This window comes from Myxococcales bacterium (assembly GCA_016706225.1).
Lineage (GTDB): Bacteria > Myxococcota_A > Polyangia > Polyangiales > Polyangiaceae > JADJKB01.
This window is the reverse complement of sequence record JADJKB010000021.1, coordinates 792,180-811,176: the sequence shown is the minus strand read 5'-3', so window position 1 is coordinate 811,176 and position 18,997 is coordinate 792,180. Positions and strand designations below refer to the sequence as shown.

The window sequence follows — 18,997 nt, the reverse complement described above, 5'->3', positions numbered from 1 at the left end:
ACCTAGCGCATTTTGGCGCCAGCGCACGCCTTCAGGGTGAGGCGGGCGCGGCCGGCATTTTCGCGGGCGGGTGGTTGAACCCCCAGCCGAGCTCGAAGGCCGCCAGGAATGCGGGGGCGGAGGGCCGATCAAACTCTTTTTCGTCGCTCTGGCAGGTGGAGGGCGTGTTGCAGCGCCCTGTGATCGTGCCGCCGAAGGCGCGGCCGATGTCGACCTCGAATCCGAAGCGCGCGCCGTCGTCGGTGACCCACTCGAAGGGCATGGCCAGCGTCAACATGGACCCGTATGCGCCCACGTTCGTCGTGTGAAACGCGAGACCCGGCGCGAACACGAAGTTCCGCCGCACCACCGGCGCAACGCCGATTGCGCCACCGAAAATCACGGCGGGAGAATCGGCGCTGATGGCCGAGTACTCACCCGGCAGCACGTCATCGCCATAATAACTACTGGCGAGGTCGTCCGTGGCTTCCGTCGTGAACATGAGAATTCGACCCACCAAGCGCACGCGTGACGCGAGGTACGCGCCGCCCTGCACACCAACCGTGAAGAAGTGGTCGTAGCGTTTGTCGGCCGCGACGCCGGCGACCAACATGTCGAGAAACGGTGAGGTCTGACCGGCTGCGTCCTCGGGGTACTGGGGTTTCTGCCGGGTCGGCGGCGCCCACACGTAGCCAGGCGGCGGGTAGTAGTAACCGGGCGGAGGATAACCGTAGGCGGGGGGCTGGCCGTACGCGCCGGGTTGGGGTTCGAAGGTGTAACCGGGCGGCGGTACTGCACCGGGCGCGTAGCCCGCGGGCGGGTAACCGGGTGGTGGTGCACCGGGATACGGGGGCGCCGCACTCGCGGGTGGCGGGGCCGGCGCGGGTTGCACGGGAGGCGGCTGCCCCCGGGGCGCTGCGGGCTGGGGTGGCAGGGCTCCCGTCGAGGGGGGCGTGGCTCCTGCCGGTGGCTCCGCGCCGGCCTGCGCTCGTGCATGCAGGGTCGACAGTGAGCAGGTCGCGAGCACGAGCGAGGCAAGAGCCGAAGCACGCATGCCGGGCACGATATCAACTCCGGCCGCCGCTCGCGATGCCGCTGAAAAACTGCGGTTTGCGCGGCTTGTCAGCAAAATATGACAGAGATGTGGCGTCATGCTGACGGCTGATTTCGTACGCCTAGGAGGATGGGACTTGCCCGAAACGAATACAGCCGCGGCCCCGACGAGCAGATCAGCTGGCTGAAATCGATCCCCTTCATCCTCATGCACTTGATGCCGTTCGGCATCATCTGGACCGGGTTTGGTTGGAGAGAGGCGGCTCTGTGTGCGGCGCTGTACGTCGTTCGCATGTTCTTCATCACCGCGGGCTTCCACCGCTACTTTGCCCACCGCGCCTTCAAGACCGGGCGGCTCATGCAGTTCGTGCTGGCCTTCGGCGGTGGCATGGCCGCTCAGAAGGGTGTGCTCTGGTGGGCTGGACACCACAGGCACCATCACAAGTATTCGGACACGCCGATCGATATCCACTCTCCGAAGCGTGGGTTCTGGTGGAGCCACATGGGTTGGATCGTGTGCTCGAAATACGAAGAGACGCCGGTCGAACGCATTCGTGACTTCGCGAAGTACCCGGAGCTGCGCTGGCTCGATCGCTGGCACCTCTTGCCCGCCATCGCACTCGGCGCTGCTTGCCTCTTTCTCGGCGGGCCGCGCGCGCTGTTCGGCGGGTTCTTTCTCTCGACCGCACTGCTCTATCACGGCACGTTCGTGATCAACTCGGTGACGCACGTGTTTGGACGCCGGCGTTACGCCACCGCGGACACGAGCAAGAACTCGCTCTTGCTCGCGCTGATCACCCTCGGTGAGGGCTGGCACAACAACCACCACTACTACCAGTCGACGGCGAACCAGGGTTTCTTCTGGTGGGAGATCGACATCAGCTACTACCGCCTCAAGCTGCTGGCGTTGGTCGGGGTGGTCTGGGATCTGCGCACACCCTCCAAGAAGGTACTGCTCGCAAACTGGGAGAAACCCAGAGCGGTCGCCGACCAACCCGCGCCGAGCTTCGCTCCAGCGTCGGTCGCGGTTGGCGAGCGGCACGCCACGGCCTGAGTCTGGTGTTGGCGGCTCCGAGGGGCCCGAGCGCGCACGTCGGCGGCGCCGACGTTGACCGCTGGCCGAGCGGGTTCTAGCCTCGGCGCCTCGATGTCCAGGGCTCGGGGGCTGACGCGTCGGATGTTCCTGGCGGGATCGCTGGGCGCGACTCTGGCGTCGCTCGCTCCCTGGGTGGCGCGGGCCGAAGAGGTCACGGTGCCCGTGGCGCTCCAGGTCGAGCTCTTGGCGAAGGTCGCGGCCTACGACAAGAACCTGCCGGCGCGCGCGGGTGGCAAGGTCCGGGTGCTGGTCCTCAGGAAGTCTGACGACGACGACTCCGCTCGTGTTGCGCGGCACGCCAAGCGCGAGCTCGAGAAGAAGGACACCATCGCCGGGCTTCCCTCCGAGGTGACCTCGCTCGCCTTCGCCGATGCGACGGAGCTGGTGAGGCTGATCAAGAGCAAGCATGTCGCGCTGGTCTACGTCGCGTTGGGGTTCAGCAGCGCAGAGCTCGGTGCGATCGCAAAGGCCCTCGAGGGGGTCAGCGTGCTCACGGCCGGGGCAGCCCCCAAACAGGTCGCCGGCGGCCTCGTGCTGGGCTTTGACCTGGTGGGGGGGAAACCGAAGCTGCTCGTGAACCTGAAGCGGGCAAAGAAACAGAGCGTCGAGCTCAGCAGCAAGGTGCTGAAGCTGGTGAAGGTAGTGGAATGAAACCGAGTCTCTGCCTCGCGACCTTGGCCTTGGGCTTGGCCGTAACGGTGCACGCGCGTGCCCAGGCTGCGGAGGACGACACCGCTGAGCTCGAAGGGCTGCTCGACGAGTCGGTCGTCTCGGCGGCCTCGAAATCCGCCGAGACCGCCCGCTCCGCGCCGGCTACCAGCGTTTCGATCAGCGCCGAGGAGCTCAAGCGCCACGGGATCCGCACGCTGGATGAGGCCATCAACTATCTCGCGATGGGCATGCTTGCCGAGAAGAAGTTCCAGACCGCCGATGTCGGCGCCCGCGGTGTGCTATTGCGCGCTGACTTCGGCGCTCACGTGCTGCTTCTGCTCGATGGACATGTCCTGAACGAGCAGTGGGGTTCGAGCAGCTATTACGACCGCGGTACCATGGTACCGCTGGAGCTCGTCGATCACATCGAGATCATGCTGGGCCCCGGGTCCGTGCTCTACGGCTCGAGCGCGATGCTGGGCGTGGTTCACATCGTCACCAAACGAGCCAAGGATTTTCGCGGTGGGCACGTGGCCGTGGACACCGAAATCCCGACCAGCGTGCGCGGCATGGCCGGCGTCGGGCAGGAGTTCAAGCTGTTCGGGAAAGACGCCGAGCTCACCTTCGCTGGGGAGTACTTTGCTCAGTTCGGGCCGAGCTTCGATTTTGCCGCCTTCGATCCTGGGCCAGACAGCGTAACGGGTCTGCCGCGGCGTTTCTCCACGGACAAACCCGTCGGCATCTGGGGCGGAAAGGGCGACGACGCCTACTACACGCGAGCGCCAGGCGCGTACCTGCGGTTGCGCGTCGGTAACACCGAGGCCGCGCTGCGGGGTGCCATCTACAAACGCACGTACTCGACTGACAGTGGCAATTTCGACGACCCCGACAGCTTCGAGCAGGATCGCTGGCTCAACCTGGACCTGAAACACACACTCACGTTGTCGAAGAAGGCTCGGCTCAGCGCCCGGGCCTACGGCGACTTGTACGACTACCGGCAGGACTGGAGGAGTGATGGCGCCGAGGACTGCCTGCCAGGACAGGACTCGGGCTGTCTCTGGCGTCTGACCGGCATTTCGATGTCCGCAGGCATCGAGCCTCAGCTGAGCCTGGACTGGGCGGAGGATGGCAGCTTCGTGACCCTGCTCGGGGTCGACGGGCGCTACAAACAGGTCAAATCCAAGGTCGATTTCGTCGACAACGCCACAGGCGTGAACCCGGGCAGCCTCGGCGTCTTCGACAAGGGTGAACGCGCCCTCGGCGCCTACGTGCAGCAGACGGCGGCGCCGGTGGACTGGCTCGCGTTGAACGCCGGGGTCAGGCTCGACGCGGACGATCGATTCGGCAATCACCTGTCTCCCCGCGCGGCGGCCACGATGTTCCCGTGGAAGGGCGGCGCCATCAAAGCCATCTACAGCGAGGCGTTCCGGGCGCCGTCGGCGTTCGAGCTCTACTACTTCGACCCGCTGACGCAGATCGCGGGTGGTGACAGTCTGGAGCCAGAGGTCGTGCGCTCGGTCGAGGCCTCGTTCGAACAACGGTTCGGCAGCCAACGCATCCTCGTGGGTGCATTCCGGTCGTGGTGGCGGGATCTGGCGGTGAGTGTAGAGCTGGATCCGCAGGAGCTCAGTGACGCCATCGCGGCGGGCGAGCTCGCCCCGGCGGCGACCTACGCCTACCAGGTGAGGAACCTGGGAAGCATCGAGAACTACGGTCTGAACGCGCTGTACGAGGGCTCCGCCGTGACCGGCCGCCTGCGGTATGGGCTCTCGTTCACCGAAGCGTACACACGGCTCGAAGATCCGGGAGCCGATCCCATACGGCTGGAGGTCGCGCCATCGTGGTTTGGCAACGCGCGCATCTCGTATGATCTCTCCCAGGGGCTGCCGACGGTTGCGCTCGCGTCCCGCATCGTGAGCCGCCGACAGCTCGATCGCAGCGAGCCCGGTTTCGCCGATCCGCAGCTCGAGCTGCGGCTGGCGCTCACGGGCCCCGTGCCGGGGGTCAAGGGGCTCGCGTACCGGGCGACGGCCAACTACGTCGCGGTGGATGACACCCCGTACATCGTGGGTCCCGCCCTGCCAACGGGCGAACGCATCCACGCTCCCGTCGACCGACTGCGTACCGGTGTCGGTCTCTCGTACGATTTCGGCTGGTGAGCTCAGGCGTGGCGACGATCGCGGCGGATGCGCTCGGCAATCTTGCGCAGGCTGATGGTGCGAAAGACGGCGTCGACCTGGGTAGAGAGCGCGGCCTCGTCCCCCTTCTTGAGAAATGCGCCGTCGAACCCGTGCTGACGGTAGCGGCTCGCCTCGTCCGGATCCGACGTGTACAGGTAGAATTGACAGGTCGATTCCGCGGGCAGTGTGCGGCGGATCTGCGTCAGCGCTTCCTTGCCATTCATGCCCGGCATGTGAAAGTCGATCACCGTCAGATCCGCGTTCTTGGCGCTCTTGGCCGCCACTTCGATGCTCGTCGTGGTGCGCACCTGGTAGCCGACCGCGCTGAGCGAGAGCCGGATCTGCTCCAGGATCAGCCAGCTGTCGTCCATCACGACGATGCGTCCCCGCTCTTCGGTCATGGACCGCCCTCGGTGCTCACGGCCTCGCGCGGGCTGAGGATGAAGCGGGTGCCCGAGGGCGCTCGCGCCTCGACGAACACGTCGTAACCGACCGCGTCGAGCTCGCGCACGACCGCCGCCAGCCCCACGCCGCGGCCTGAGAGTCCGTCGTCCGACGTGACGGCGGTGTCGACGCGGAAGGTTCCGGCATGATTCGCTGCGAAGCCGAGCGGGGTCCCCGCCTCTGCGGCCTGGGCCAGGATGGGGTTCTTGGCCACACCCCTGCCGTCGTCCCAGATCTCGATCCGCGGACGCAGCGCGGGACCGGTGGCGACGACGCCGATGGCACCGACCTCGGGTTTTCCTGTCGCCCTTCGCTCGTCACACCGCTCGATGCCGTGGGCGATGGCGTTCCGGACGAGGTGCGTGATGACGCCGGGCAAGACCCTGCCGAGGCTGGCCAGGATGCGGGTCTCGCGGCCCTCGAGCTCCAGGCGAGCGCGTTTTCCGAGGGACTCGGCCCAGGCGGGTGCCCGCTCCAGGAGCGGCCCGACGTGTTCTCCGAGCACGCTGGCGTGCAGGCGCTCCGACAGCTCGAGCAACTCGCCGCCGCTCGAGCGGGCGATGCCCGACAGCTTTTCCAGGTCGGAGCGCTGCACCGTGACTTGTTCGAGCGCAGCGCGTCCGGAGGGTGACGCTGCAATGAACAACTGCTCACTCTCGTCCAGGAGCTTGGCGATGCTGTCGATGGCGCCCGAGAGGTCGTCGCGGAGCTCGGCCGTACCCGTGCTCGATTCGCGGGCTTGGTCGCGCAAGCCCGCCAGACGACTCTCTACACCCTCGAGCAGAGTGGTGATCTGCCCGAGTTCGAAGGTGGCGGCCTCTCCCTTCAAGGTGTGCACGGTCTGGAACGCCTCGTCGAGCTTTGCGAGCGGGAGCGCGCCGAGCTTACCCAGGAGCTGTCTGGCGCGCTCCAACCGTCCGCGCGCAACCGACAAGAACGCCACGAACAGTTGGCCGCCGCCGGACACCAGGCGCTTGAGCGTGGCGACCTGGCGCGCGTGGCGTTCGCCCTGTTCCTGAACCTCGCGCTGAAGGCGGGACTGTTCGCTCACGTCCGTCGCCAGCAGCATTACGCTGTGGATGGCGTCATCTCGGACCACCGGCTGAAAGTCCAGAGCGAGCACCCTGACCGAGTCCTCGCCTGGGATGCGAACTTCGGCTGGGGCCAGCGGCAACAGCTCGTGCCAGGCGCTGGGCAGCACCTCGAACGCAAGCGCCAGCCATTCTTCGAAGGCGCGGCGCTCGGCGTCCCATGCGCCAACCCCCGGATACAGGAGGTCGCGCACGTGCCGCTCCCCCTCGGCTTCGTCGCCGAAGACGCTGGTCGCTTGGCGCGACTGCGTGCCGATGACCTTGCCACGCACGTCGAAGACCACGATGGCCTGTCGCATGTGGTCGAACAGTTCGCGCAGGTTGGCGTTGGCCTCGGCGAGGCGCTCTTCGCGATCGAAGATGGCCCGACGCATCTTGTCGAAGGCGCGGGCCAGACGGCCGATTTCGTCGTTGGCAAACGCGCGGACCTCGGCTTCGCGCTCCCCGCGCTCGATGCGCTGGGTGGCACGCAAGAGCGCGTCGATCGGCCCCACGACGGAGAGCCGGCTCACCACCAGGAGCACGGTCATCGTGCCCAGGGCGAGCGCGAGGCACAGCCACAAGATGCGCTGGCGGTTGATCTCGTAGGCCGCGTTCTCCCCAGCCAGCGAGAAATGGATGACCGTCGACCCGACGGGAGTGCCCTCACCGCCGACCACGACGCGAGCCACTTCGACGAAGGTGGGTTGCACCACAGTGCGTGCAGGGCCGGACGCCACGTTCGCCGAGGGACGGGCCCCGCCGGGCACACGCTCGGCGAGCGGTACATCGGAGCCCGGCTGCCAGATCGCCGCGAACACGACGTCTTTGTTCTGAGTCAGGTGTCCGAGCTCGGCGTCGATGGCATCCTTGTCGCCGAAGTCCAGCGGCGCGCCGAGCGAAGCCGCGAACAGATCCGCCACCATCTCTGCGGCCACTCGTTTCGACTCCACGAGTGAGTCCCGCTCACGCTGACTCACACGGAAGAACACCACGGCGCTCGCTACCGTGACGACGAGCACGACCGCCGCGCCCAGCTTGGTGCCCAAGGAGAGGAAGCCACGCTCCGGCTCGGCCTTTTCCGCGCGAGGTTGTGCCGTCCGGACGCTCTTCGTCGGCCCTCGCTCATACCTGGGCGAGTATATTCAGGTCGTTCGGCAGGCGGCTAGAGGTCATCGGCGAGCCAATTCGCCCGCGAGGGGAAACGCCGTGGGCCAAGCAGGACAACCACACGAAACCGACGCTGCCAGGGTAACGTTCACTCGATCGTCACGCCCGCCTTGGCCAGGTGTTCCTTGAACGACTGCTTGTCGTTCGACTTCATGTACGCTTCTTTGGGGTCGACCAGGCCGTTCTTCACGTGTGTCAGCAGGTGATCGTTCATGGTCTGCATGCCGAGCGAGCGCCCAGTCTGCAGCACGCTGGCAATCTGGTAGGTCTTACCCTCGCGTATCAGGTTCGAGACCGCCGGCGTGGTGATCAAGATTTCGTACGCCGCGATGCGCCCGCCGCCCTTCTTCTTGCACAAGATCTGCGCGATCACGCCGCGCAGCGACTCGCTCAGCATGGTGCGGATCTGCGCCTGCTGTTCCGGCGGGAACTGGTCGATGATGCGGTCGATGGTGCTGGTCGCGCTGGTCGTGTGCAGTGTGCCGAAGACCAGATGTCCGGTCTCGGCGGTCTCGACCGCGATCGAGATCGTCTCCAGATCGCGCATCTCTCCCACGAGCACGATGTCCGGGTCCTCGCGCAGCGCGGCGCGCAGCGCCGCCTTGAACGAGCGGGTGTGGGTGCCGACCTCGCGCTGGTTCACCAGGCAGCGCTTGTTGGGATGCACGAACTCGATGGGATCTTCGACGGTGATGATGTGATCGGCTCGGTTCTGGTTGACGTAGTCGATCAGGGTCGCGAGGGTGGTGCTCTTGCCGCTGCCGGTTGGGCCCGTCACGAGGACCAGTCCCTTGGTCAGCCAGCACAGGTCCAGCACCTTGGGAGGGATCCCGAGCTTTTCGACGGGCACGATGTCGAACGGGATCTGGCGAAATACGGCGCCAGGACCGTTCTGGTCGACGAAGTAGTTGGCGCGAAACCGCGCGACCCCGGTGATGGCGTGGGCGAAGTCCGAGTCCCAGTCCGTCTCGAACTCTGCACGGTTTCGCTCGGGCAAGATCTCGTACAAGAGCGACCTGAGCGCCTCGGCGCCGAGCTTTCCGTGCTGTTCGAGGGTGGTCATGGCGCCGCTCAAGCGCACCATCGGTTCGACACCCGTGGTCAGGTGCAGGTCGCTCGCGCCGAGTCGGACCATCTCGCGCAGGAACAGGTTGATGCGCGGCTCTCCCGGCTTCGACTGCACGGCCGGCGGCGCGATGGAGCCGCGGATCTGCGGAACACGCGGCATCGGCGGCTCCAGCATGGGCGGGCGAGGGGCCGCTTGTAGTGCCGCCACGCTGCCGCGCTGGGCCGAGAGACGGATCTTCCATTTGTCGGGGCGCTCCATCTCGATTTCGATCTGGACGGGGACCCCCTCCGAGTCGCAGGTGAAGCGCAGGCGCTTGTCGCGCTTCAGCGCCTGGATCTGATCGGTCGTCGCACACTCCTGAACCAGGGTAACGAGCTGTTTGTGGTCGACCCGATTCGTGGTCAGTCGCTCACCCGTCTCGAAGGAGAAGCGAGCGACCTGATCGCTCTCGAGTTCGAGAGCCTGAGCATCATGGCGCAGCAGGTGGCGGACGTAGTTGTCGATTTGCATGGGCTCCCTCGAGTCTAGTTCCCCGCGAAGCCGATGCCGATGCCCGCGAAGAAGCTCCAGGCGTCATAGGCCACGGGGAACGTGGACAGGACCTCCGGATCGTTGCGCCGGATACTGACGCGGGCGGGTCCGACGCTGAGCTCGGCGGTGAGCGACAGCCTGCGGCCGCCCTCGACGCCGTAGTACCAGAGGTTTGGCAGGCTCACCATGCCCGCGGTGAGCGAGGCCTCGACGGGGACCTTCTTGTCTCCCTGGTAGCCGTGCTCCACGTAGGGACCGCGATTGAACGCGTAGTTCTCGGTATGTAGCGAGAGGCGCGCCTCGTGGAGCTGCGCCACGGGGGTGGTGGCGTACGCGACGCGGGCGTCCACGTACTTGGCGATGTCGGTCTGCTCGAAGTGTACGGTCACGAAGTCGATGAGATTCTGCCGGTCCGCGATGTCGGTCACCCCAGCCGGCTGTGGCGGAACGAGCTGCAGCTTGCGCCCGTAGAGGCTGGTGCGACCGATGGTCTCGGGCACGGACTTGGAGAAGTAGTCGAACTGGCGAAGGCCACCCTTCAAGTAACTGAGCTCCTTGAATTTCTGACTCAGCACGGTGGTGACGAAACTCTTGAGTTCCGGGACGTCGATGTCACCGAAGACGCCCTGGGAATACACGTAGCCGGCGTAAGCACTGCCCACCTTGGTGTTCATGCTCACCCCGACCACACCATCCACGTCACCAGGCAACACCTTGTTGAACGTCGATTTCCCGAACAGCCGGAGTGGCGACAGCGTGTGCGCGATCACCGGCCCCATCATCGTGATGTAGCCGTAAGAGCCGCGGTTGAGCCCCTCTCCCACGACGACCGGGAGCGTGTAGCTGGCCGTGTAAAAAAAGCCGAAGAGTCCGCCACGATAACCAAACGCGAAGTTCGACGAGTACAGATCCACGTTGTTCATCGAGATCCCGCGCAGACAGCCCTCGGTAGCGTCGGTGATCTTGGTCTTGCAGCCGCCCGGGGCGCGGGCAGCGTTGATGATGGCGCCGTACTCGATGGCAAAGAGCCCGAGGTTTTCGCCGTCTTCCAGCTCGGCGCCGAGTACCGGGATCACGTAGCGGTCGAACGCCCCCACCGCGCCGTAGACCTGGGCATTGGTGATCCCAGCCTGCCGCGCGGCCTCGTAGCGCGTCGTGCCTTCGAGCAGGCTGAAGCCCTCCGGCGCAAAGAAGTCGCCGCCGAAGTCCTGCGCGCCGGCCGCTGACGTGATCGTGAGTACGGCGACGCAGACGAGAGAACGCCGGCTCACTCGAGCCCCGCGTCAGTTGTTTTCGACTTGTTTTCGACGATTGTCGCGCAGTCGATCCCGGCTGCGAGCCAGGCGTCGAGGTCGTCGCCGAACTGCTTCACGTCCGTGCAGCTGAGCTTGCGCAGGCTGATCGCACACTGGAACCCGCTGCCCGTATCGAGCTGGGCAATGCAGCGGTACTGGTCGCGGAATTTCTCGTAGCGAGCGTTGCCGAGCTCGGTGTCGTCGGTGCAGGTCACCGTGCGATTGGCGATCGAGAAGCCGGTCTCCTGGCAGATGTCGTCGGGCTCGAGTTCTTCGTAGCCTTTGCAGGTCAGGAGCAAGGACACAATGAACGCTGCCAGCGCGAGCTCGGTGCGATTCCGAACGGGTCTGCCCATCGTGCCTTCCCTTCTTTCATGACTGAAGGCCCGAAGGCAATCGGGATCGACGCCGTGCTAGCGCACCACGCTCACACTGTGGGTGCCCGCCGGAACTTTGACGAGCAGCGAGCCTCCCTCGAACGCCCAGCCGCTCGCCGCGCCGTCCAGCGCGGCGGCGCTCGCGGCTTGAGTCAGCGCTGCTCCGCCGTCGCTCACGTTCGCGGGCGCGGCGCCAAAGCCGACCAGCTCGAAGACGACGCCGTACTTCAGCTCGCTGCCGTCCTTGCTCGTCAGGTTGACGCTCGGGCCGAGCTCTTCCTGGCCGATCTCCGCGCCGTCGAACAGCACGAAGCTCGACGCCGGTCCCGGCGCGACGCGCGCCCATAGCACCCCGGGTGAGGTCGCGTACGAGTCCACGGTTGCGTCCGTGGTCGGGCTCATGGTGTCGATGGTGGGGCGCAGCATCGGCACGATGCCACCGGCCTTCAAGAACAGCGGCAGCGTCTGGAGCGGAGCGCTGACGCTGATGGATTTGGCGCCGGTGTGGGATTTTCCCGTCCACCAATCGACCCAGTCGCCCTCGGGCAACGGCACGTCTCGCGACGTCTTGCCGCGCTCGACGACGGGGGCAACGAGCAGGGAGTCGCCCAGCAAGAATACGTCGTCCGGGTGCTCACCGAGCTCGGGGTAGACCAGGCCGAGCGCGCGCTGGATGGGGCGACCGTCGGTGGCGAGCCGTTTCGCGTAGGTCCAGATGTACGGGAACAGTCGCAGGTGCAGGCGGGTGTACGTGCGATACCAGTCGAGCATCTCCTGGTCGAAGCCGTTGTCCGCGGTAGGCTCCCAGGCCACGTCGTTGCTGCTGGTTCCGATCTGCATCACGGGCGAAAGCGCCGTGCTCTGGAACCAGCGAGTGAAGAGCTCCTTGTCCGGCGGTGAGTGTCGATAACCCCCGGTGTCCGAGCCGTAGAACGGAAAACCCGAGGGTCCGAGCCCGATGCCGGCGATGAGAGCCGCGGGCAATCCGCCGACCGCGGAGTAGGTCTGGCCCTTCTCGGTCACCTTCTCGGCGTGGCGCGCGAAGCTGGCGTCGAGGTCACCGGGCCAGATCACCGAGACGTTGACCTGGTCGCCGTAGCTGCCGCCACGACAGAGCAGGAAGTTCCCTTCGTCCGGCAGCAGTCCGGCGTAGGTCTCGTGATAGAGCAGCGGGAAGCCCGCGTGCATCGTGCGTTCGTCGCTGCCATCGGAGAACTGCCAGATGTTGCGTGCGCCGAAGACTCCCGGAACGACATCCTCGCCATAGTCGAGCTTGAAACCCTCGATGCCGAGATCGATGTACTTCTTGATCTGGCTCTGCCACCAGGCTTTCGCCGCGGGGTTCGTGAGGTCGATGGGAGTTCCCCACTTGTTCAGGAGCAACCCGCGCTCCTTCGGGTAGTAACCCTTGGCCGTGGCTTCGTCGCGCAGGGCCTGCGTGCTGGGATCTTTTTCGTCGAGGTACGGGGTGTGCCAGAGCGACATGCGAAAACCCAAGGCGTGTGCCTTGTCGATCATCGCCTTGGCGTTGGTGAACTTCGTCGCGTCGAAGTCGAAGGTATTGACCCCGGTCGCGTACGGACGGTCGATCCAGACGGCGCTCGTGGCAAGATCGAGGGTACGCATGGCGGTGAGATCCGCCTCGACCTGGGCCTGGTCGTCGTTCTCGTCACGCCACACCGTTGGGCCGAGCCCCCAGCGAGCGGGCAGGCGGGGGTAACCCGTCACGTCGTAATAGAGGCGCGTGACGTCCAGGGGCTGCGCCGCGGCGAAGAGGTGAAACCCGAGCCCCGCGTCGCTGGCGAGACCAGTGCCAAAGATGGCGGCCAGCCTCTCGGGATCGGTCTTGGCCACGTCGAAGGCCGCTGGGTATCGGCTCTCGACGAACAAGCCGAAGCCGGTCGTGCCGGTGACGAACGGGATTGGTACGTGGGCCTCGTTGTTGCTGCTCTCGAGGGCGCTCGAGACCTCCAGCTGCATGGCGCGGACCTTTCCGCGGTGATTGACGCTGTCGAAGTACTCGCCGAGCCCATAAAACGCCTCTGTGGCGCCGACTTTCGGTTTGACACCGAGGTAGGCGATGCGCGCGGCATCCGCGGGAGTGAGCTTGCCGGTAAACCGATCGTCAGCGCCGACGGCGAGCTCGACCGTCGAAACGAAGCCGCCCTCGTGTTTCATGCGCAGCGTGAGTGCCGTCGCGGAGTGCGACTCGATCACGAAGCTGACTCCCGTGTTCCAGGCCAGCCCCTCCGGCTCCTTCGCGGAAGGATCGCCGGTGAGCATTGGCGCCGGATCGTAGTTGGCGGCGTCCGTCACCTCCTCCACGCTGCCGAGCACGAACGCATCGGCTGGTAGCGAGAGCAGTACGGCATCCCCGCGCCGGAGCTCGATCGTTCCTTGTTTTGCCCGGGCCACCAGGCTCGTGTCGCCCGCGTTCAAGCTGACCTCGTCGGGCCCCCCACCGCCGTCGCCGCCGTCATCGCCGCCGCAACCGATCACGGACAGCGGTGCACACAAGATCAAAGGCCACGCGCGCATTACCGCTCGAGTGTAGCGCGCCCAGAGATGCCTGTCGCCGCCCGCCGCGACAGCTCAGTGCTGGCTGCACTCGACCGGAGAGTCGGCCAACATCGAGCGGATCTGTTCGGCCAGCGCGGGGTCGGACTCGGCAGTCTTTTCCAACAGGCCCTTGCTCTCGACGAGCTGACCCGCCGCGGCGGCAGCCCAGAGGGCGTCGTGATACGCGAGCTCACGGGCGTACTTTGCCCAGTCCGATAGGCGGTTGCCGGCCGGGACCTCCGACAAATGTCGCGCTGCTTCGAGGAACTCACGCCAGGCCTTGGCGCGGTCGTCCCGGGCGAAGCTGGCTTCGGCACGCCCGAAGGCGTCGACGGCGGCCTTGATCGCGGAATGTGCTTCCACACCCCGCTCGGGCATGGCGGGCAGCGCGTAGAGTCCGTGTGCGCCGCAGGCCTCCGGGTGAAAGTTCGGTTGTTTGGCTTCTTCGCCGCCGGAGGAGCCGCCGCTCGCGCACGCGAGCATCAGAAGAGCGAAGACGAGGGGGAGGCGCCGCAGGAACACCGGCCCATCCTACGTCACGCCCAGGCGTGATCAGGCACGCTTTCTGAAGCGATCGACCCCGCGCCCGAGCACCCACACGTACACCGAGAGCTCGAGCAAGCCCGCCACCGCGAATAGGCCACCGACGACCGAAAGTGGCCAGGCACTCGCGACGCGGAACGTCGGTACGAACTCGGCCGCGTAGTCCGGATCGTACTTGATCGGTACGTTCTGCGGCGGGGTCGTCGCGTCGTAGAAGCCTTCGCTCACGGAAAAGTCGTCCTGGTATCCCTTGAACTGAACGGCCACCTTGAAGCTCGTGCTGTCGTCGCCTTCGACCATCCACTTGCGGCTCAGGACACCGGTTCCGCCGACGCCGACGGCGTCGAGGTAGTGAACCCTCAGGTCCTGGGCGCTGATGATCAGCGCAGTCGCCGCGATCACGGCGGCGACGCCCATGACCCAGTCTTTGCCGTCCCAGCCGCCGTGGCCCCAGCGAACGAGGGCGAGCACTCCGAGCGCAAGCGCGAGCGGGACGACCTGTCCCATGGCAAACAGTATGAAGAAGGAGATCGGGCCTGTGTCGTCCACGACACGAGCGAGCTTGCCCGAACTCTCGGTTCGACGCTACCTGGTCTGTCCCTCTAGCTCCACGAGCGCGGCCCGCATTTGTCGTTTCACCAGCGCGCAGATTTCTGGTGAGACCTCCGGCAGGGGGGACGCTTTGCACAGCGCCAAAGCTTGCCTCAGGGAACTGCAGCGGGCGTTGCAGCGCGGGCAGCCCGCCACGTGAAGCTCCATCTCGCTGCACACCTCTGGGCTCACGTCGTCTTCGAGGTGGCGTGACAGGATCTCGATCACGTCCGGGCAGCTCGTTCCGGGCGGCGCCTCTGGCTCGGGTGCGAACAGCGGAGCGATGCGATCGCGGACCTGTGCCCTGGCTCGGTGGAGGCGGCTCTTGACCGCCTCGACGCTCAGCTCGAGCACCGCTCCGACCTCCGGCGCGGTCAGCCCTTCGACGTCCCGGAGCACCAGGACGTCGCGATACATCGGGTCCAGCTCGTCGATGGCGCGCTCGAGCGCCGCTCCGAGCTCGTTGGCCTCGGCGCGCAGGTCCGGTGCGGTCGCGTCGACGAGCTCGGGAACACCCTCGGCGCTCAGCTCGTGCAACGGCTCGTGTCGTTTGGGCTCCCCGACGTGTTTCCGGCGGCGCTTGATGCAGAAGCTGCGGGCGATGGTGTAGAGCCAGGTGGAGAGCGAGCTCTGCCCTCGGAAATCTCCGAGGTGCCGCGCGGCGGCGAGGAGTGTGTCCTGCATGACCTCCTCCGCGTCCTCTTCGTTCCGGCACATCTTCATGCCGAAGCGGAAGATGCTCGGCGAATAACGGGCGATGATCTCGCTGAGCGCCGCATCATCGCCGCCCTGGGCCGCTTCAAGCAGCCGGAGCTCGTCAGCATGGACGTTCATTGCTTCGGAAGCCTGCCAGCTTGACAGCTTGGACGGAAGGGAGACGATCCGGGCTCCTGTCCGAAGCCGAGGCCCGCCATGCGTTTGGTCAAAGTCGCCGCTGCCACGCTCAATCAGACGCCGCTCGATTGGGAGGGCAACAAGCGAAATATCCTGGCCGCCATCGCCGCTGCGCGCACGGCCGGAGTGGGCATCCTGTGTCTGCCGGAGCTTTGTATCTCGGGCTACGGCTGCGAAGACATGTTCCTGTCGCCAGGTGTCCTCTCGACGAGCATGCGGGTCTTGGTCGAGCTCTTGCCGGAGACTCGGGGGCTGGTGGTGAATTTCGGGCTGCCGCTCCGGCACAACAAAGCCGTGTTCAACTGCTCCGCGCTCGTCGCCGATGGCAAGCTGCTGGGCTTCGTTGCGAAGCGGGCCCTCGCCGGCGACGGAATCCACTACGAACCGCGCTGGTTCAAGCCGTGGCCTCGGGGCAAGCGTGGCGTGACCGAGGTGGAAGGGCGAGCGCTGCCAGTGGGCGACCTCCACTTTTCTTGCGGCGGGATCAAGATCGGCTTCGAGATCTGCGAAGACGCCTGGATCGCCAAGCGGCCCGGAGCCGAGCTGTCGCTCGACGCCGTCGACGTGATCTTGAATCCGTCAGCGAGCCACTTTGCTTTCGGGAAGAAGGACGTGCGTCGGCGCCTGGTGCTGGAGGGCTCCCGGGCCTTCGGTGTGACCTACGTGTACTCGAACCTCGTGGGCAACGAGGCCGGGCGCGCCATCTACGACGGTGATGCGGCCATCGCGTCGGGCGGACGTTTGTCGGCAGTGTCGCCCCGCTTCTCGTTCGCGGACCACGCACTCATCAGTTCGACCGTGGACGTCGATTTGACGCGGGGACGGCATGGCTGGCTCTCGAGCTTCCGCCCGCAGGTCGAGGCGGAGCCCGGCGAGTGTGTGAGTGTGCCGCACGAGTATCCCGTGCCCGAGATCACCCGCGAGACGTTGGTCGAGGCAGCGTGGGAGAGCGGCTCGGAATTGAAAGAAGAGGAGTTCGCGCGGGCCGTGTCCCTGGCGCTGTTCGACTACCTGCGGAAGAGCAAGGCGCGGGGCTTCGTGATCTCACTCTCGGGCGGCGCGGACTCGAGCGCCGTGGCCTGTCTGTGTGCCATGGCGGTGCGGTTCGCCGTGCAGGAGCTCGGTCTGGCAGGCGTGGCCCAAAAACTCGCACACATCCCCAAGGTCGCGGCGGCCAAGAGCGAGCGTGAGATCGTGCATCTGCTGCTCACCACGGCGTACCAGGCCACCAAGAACAGCGGGGAGATCACGCGCAAGGCGGCGCGGACGGTCGCCGAAGCACTCGGCGCGCGCCACGTCGAGCTCGACGTGGATGCACTGGTCGAGGGTTACGTGAAGCTCGCGTCGTCGGCGCTCGGGCGACCTCTCGCGTGGGAGACGGACGACATTGCGCTGCAGAACATCCAGGCGCGGGTGCGCGCGCCGAGTGTGTGGCTGCTGGCGAACGTGATGGGCGCGCTCCTGCTCTCGACGAGCAATCGTTCCGAGGCGGCCGTGGGCTACGCAACCATGGACGGTGACACCGCCGGAGGCCTCTCGCCCATCACCGGCATCGACAAGGCCTACTTGCGGCGCTGGCTCGCGTGGCTGGAGACGCGAGGGCCCGCGGGGCTCGGTCCGATCCCGGAGCTTGGGGCCGTGAACGTGCAGCAGCCCACGGCGGAGCTGCGCCCTGCCTCGGCGCATCAGACCGACGAAGGCGACCTGATGCCGTACGTGCTCCTGGACGCCATCGAACGCGCGGCGATCCGCGACAAGCGCACGCCGGTCGAGGTGTGGCAGCTGATGCGCGCCGAATTCCCGGAGTACGAAGCGGCCGAGCTCGTGACCTGGGTCGAGCGCTTCTTTCGCCTGTTCAGCCAGAATCAGTGGAAGCGCGAGCGCTACGCGCCCAGCTTTCACGTCGACGACGAGAGCCTGGATCCGAAGACCTGGTGCCGCTTCCCGATCCTGAGCGGCGGTTTCGAGCGAGAGCTGGCTGAGCTCCGCGCGCGCTACGGAAAAGGGTCGTGAGCGAGTATCCGCGGCCCGCCCTGGCGGCAGACGTCGTGGCTCTCGCGTTCGACGGCAAGGAGCTGCGCGTGCTCTTGATAGAGCGCGGGCACGACCCTTTCGCGGGCAAGTGGGCGTTGCCCGGTGGTTTCGTCGAACCGACCGAGAGCGCCGAGGCCGCGGCGTCGAGGGAGCTCACCGAAGAGACCGGGCTCGGTGAAGTCTCGGTCGAACAGCTGTACACCTTCAGCAAGCCCGGGCGCGATCCCCGCGGCTGGATCGTGAGTGTCACGCATCTGGCGCTGCTGCGCCTGTCCGAGCACGAGCCTCGGGCGGGTGACGATGCTGCGCGTGCGGAGTGGGTGCCGGTCTCGCGGGCGCAAGGTTTGGCTTTTGATCATGACGAGGCGCTTGCCTTGGCGCTCACCCGAGTCCGTGCTCGCGCGGAGCGTTTCCCGTTCGGCGCCGAGCTCTTGCCAGCGCGGTTCACGCTGCGAGAGCTGCAGGCACTGCACCGAGCCGTGCTCGGCGAGTCGCTCGACAAACGCAACTTTCGCAAACGGGCGCTCGCTTGGCCGTCTCTCGTGCCGCTCGACGACAAGGAGACGGGCGTGCAGCACCGCCGCGCGCGTTATTACCGCTTCGATGGTCGGCGGCTGCGACCGTTCGTTCGGGCCGAGACGGGCGTGCCGCTCGGTGAGGAGTCCGGATGACCCAGGACTCGGCGTCGGCAGTATCGACGCGCTTTGACGGTCTCGAGCTGGCGGAGCGCGAGCTGCCCGCGTTGTTGGCCGAGGTTCGCGCGGAGCTGAGTGACGACCCAGGGCACGATTTGCACCACGCGCTCCGTGTTGCGGCGTGGACGCTGCGCATCAGCGCCGGTGAGGTCTCCGAGCGGGTGGCGCTGGCCGCGGCGTTGCTCCACGACGTGGTGAACTTGCCGAAGGACTCGCCGGAGCGCGCGCTTGCGAGTGAAATGTCGGCGGCGCGCGCCAGCCGGGTTCTCCCGCGACACGGCTTCTCGGAGGCGGAGACGGCGCTCGTCGCCGAGGCGATCCGCGATCACAGCTTCAGTCGCGGGGCCGTGCCGACGAGCCCCCTCGGCCGCGCGCTTCAGGATGCCGATCGGCTCGAGGCGCTCGGCGCACTCGGGCTGATGCGTTGTATCTCGACCGGGACTCGCATGGGAGCGCGCTATTTTCACGCCGAGGACGTGTGGGCCGAGCAGCGGCCGCTCGATGACCTCGGCTATTCGATCGATCACTTCTTCACGAAGTTGCTGGCTCTGCCGCAGACGATGACGACGGAGCTCGGCCGGCGGGAGGCCGAACGGCGCGTGGAGTTCCTCCGAACTTTTCTGGAAGAGCTCGCCAGCGAGCTTGGCACTCCGCTGCCGCCGGGGCGGTGTTAGTTCCCATCGCCGGTCTTCCCATTCCAGCTACGGCACACCCGCGCCGGTCACACCTCCGACGACCCACGTGATCTGATGTACGCCGGCGGGTC

At 66.4% G+C, this 18,997-nt stretch carries 16 protein-coding genes; 6 read left to right on the top strand and 10 right to left on the bottom strand.

The features are described 5' to 3' along the window. Positions 1-31 precede the first annotated feature (31 nt). Positions 32-1,033 carry a hypothetical protein gene (locus tag IPI67_28315; protein MBK7584090.1) on the bottom strand — a complete coding sequence of 334 codons (1,002 nt, stop codon included), beginning with the start codon at positions 1,031-1,033 and terminating at the stop codon, positions 32-34. A gap of 129 nt (positions 1,034-1,162) precedes the next feature. Between IPI67_28315 and IPI67_28310 the strand changes: the two genes are divergently transcribed. The 3 genes from IPI67_28310 to IPI67_28300 all read left to right on the top strand — a co-directional run bounded on the left by IPI67_28310 (position 1,163) and on the right by IPI67_28300 (position 4,938). Continuing rightward, positions 1,163-2,086 carry an acyl-CoA desaturase gene (locus IPI67_28310; protein ID MBK7584089.1) on the top strand — a complete coding sequence of 308 codons (924 nt, stop codon included), beginning with the start codon at positions 1,163-1,165 and terminating at the stop codon, positions 2,084-2,086. Between the two features lie 93 nt (positions 2,087-2,179). Then, entirely contained in the window at positions 2,180-2,779 is a 600-nt protein-coding gene (locus IPI67_28305; GenBank protein ID MBK7584088.1) for a YfiR family protein, read from the top strand. Further along, complete coding sequence (locus tag IPI67_28300) at positions 2,776-4,938, top strand: TonB-dependent receptor (GenBank protein MBK7584087.1); 2,163 nt, start codon at positions 2,776-2,778, stop codon at positions 4,936-4,938. Before IPI67_28305 ends, IPI67_28300 begins: the two co-directional genes overlap by 4 nt. Before the next feature lie 2 nt (positions 4,939-4,940). On the opposite strand, the gene IPI67_28295 is transcribed toward IPI67_28300, so the two are convergent. From IPI67_28295 to IPI67_28255, 9 genes are all read right to left on the bottom strand, one after another. Beyond that, the gene (locus IPI67_28295; GenBank protein ID MBK7584086.1) at positions 4,941-5,360 is read right to left on the bottom strand and encodes a response regulator; all 420 of its coding nucleotides are present in this window, start codon (positions 5,358-5,360) and stop codon (positions 4,941-4,943) included. Further along, positions 5,357-7,522 (bottom strand): HAMP domain-containing protein, encoded by a 2,166-nt coding sequence (locus IPI67_28290; protein MBK7584085.1) that lies wholly within the window; start codon positions 7,520-7,522, stop codon positions 5,357-5,359. Before IPI67_28290 ends, IPI67_28295 begins: the two co-directional genes overlap by 4 nt. Positions 7,523-7,731: 209 nt before the next feature. Beyond that, positions 7,732-8,871: a type IV pilus twitching motility protein PilT gene (locus tag IPI67_28285; protein MBK7584084.1), complete on the bottom strand. Its 1,140-nt coding sequence runs from the start codon at positions 8,869-8,871 to the stop codon at positions 7,732-7,734. A gap of 365 nt (positions 8,872-9,236) precedes the next feature. Then, positions 9,237-10,514 carry a hypothetical protein gene (locus IPI67_28280; GenBank protein ID MBK7584083.1) on the bottom strand — a complete coding sequence of 426 codons (1,278 nt, stop codon included), beginning with the start codon at positions 10,512-10,514 and terminating at the stop codon, positions 9,237-9,239. After that, positions 10,511-10,894: a hypothetical protein gene (locus tag IPI67_28275; protein ID MBK7584082.1), complete on the bottom strand. Its 384-nt coding sequence runs from the start codon at positions 10,892-10,894 to the stop codon at positions 10,511-10,513. The genes IPI67_28280 and IPI67_28275 overlap by 4 nt, the downstream gene beginning before the upstream one ends. Positions 10,895-10,951: 57 nt before the next feature. Next, complete coding sequence (locus tag IPI67_28270) at positions 10,952-13,453, bottom strand: glycoside hydrolase family 31 protein (GenBank protein ID MBK7584081.1); 2,502 nt, start codon at positions 13,451-13,453, stop codon at positions 10,952-10,954. 54 nt (positions 13,454-13,507) lie between these two features. Further along, positions 13,508-13,996: a hypothetical protein gene (locus IPI67_28265; GenBank protein MBK7584080.1), complete on the bottom strand. Its 489-nt coding sequence runs from the start codon at positions 13,994-13,996 to the stop codon at positions 13,508-13,510. Positions 13,997-14,026: 30 nt separating this feature from the next. Next, entirely contained in the window at positions 14,027-14,566 is a 540-nt protein-coding gene (locus tag IPI67_28260; protein MBK7584079.1) for a hypothetical protein, read from the bottom strand. Positions 14,567-14,602: 36 nt separating this feature from the next. Next, positions 14,603-15,442, bottom strand: a complete 840-nt coding sequence (locus tag IPI67_28255; GenBank protein ID MBK7584078.1) for a sigma-70 family RNA polymerase sigma factor — start codon at positions 15,440-15,442, stop codon at positions 14,603-14,605. A gap of 78 nt (positions 15,443-15,520) precedes the next feature. Between IPI67_28255 and nadE the strand changes: the two genes are divergently transcribed. The 3 genes from nadE to IPI67_28240 are packed head-to-tail and all read left to right on the top strand — an operon-like array spanning position 15,521 to position 18,905. Next, a complete protein-coding gene (gene nadE, locus IPI67_28250) occupies positions 15,521-17,515 on the top strand; it encodes an NAD(+) synthase (GenBank protein ID MBK7584077.1) in 1,995 nt (664 codons plus the stop codon). Then, positions 17,512-18,207 (top strand): NUDIX hydrolase, encoded by a 696-nt coding sequence (locus tag IPI67_28245; GenBank protein ID MBK7584076.1) that lies wholly within the window; start codon positions 17,512-17,514, stop codon positions 18,205-18,207. The genes nadE and IPI67_28245 overlap by 4 nt, the downstream gene beginning before the upstream one ends. Beyond that, positions 18,204-18,905 carry an HD domain-containing protein gene (locus IPI67_28240; GenBank protein MBK7584075.1) on the top strand — a complete coding sequence of 234 codons (702 nt, stop codon included), beginning with the start codon at positions 18,204-18,206 and terminating at the stop codon, positions 18,903-18,905. Before IPI67_28245 ends, IPI67_28240 begins: the two co-directional genes overlap by 4 nt. The last annotated feature ends 92 nt before the right edge of the window (positions 18,906-18,997 follow it).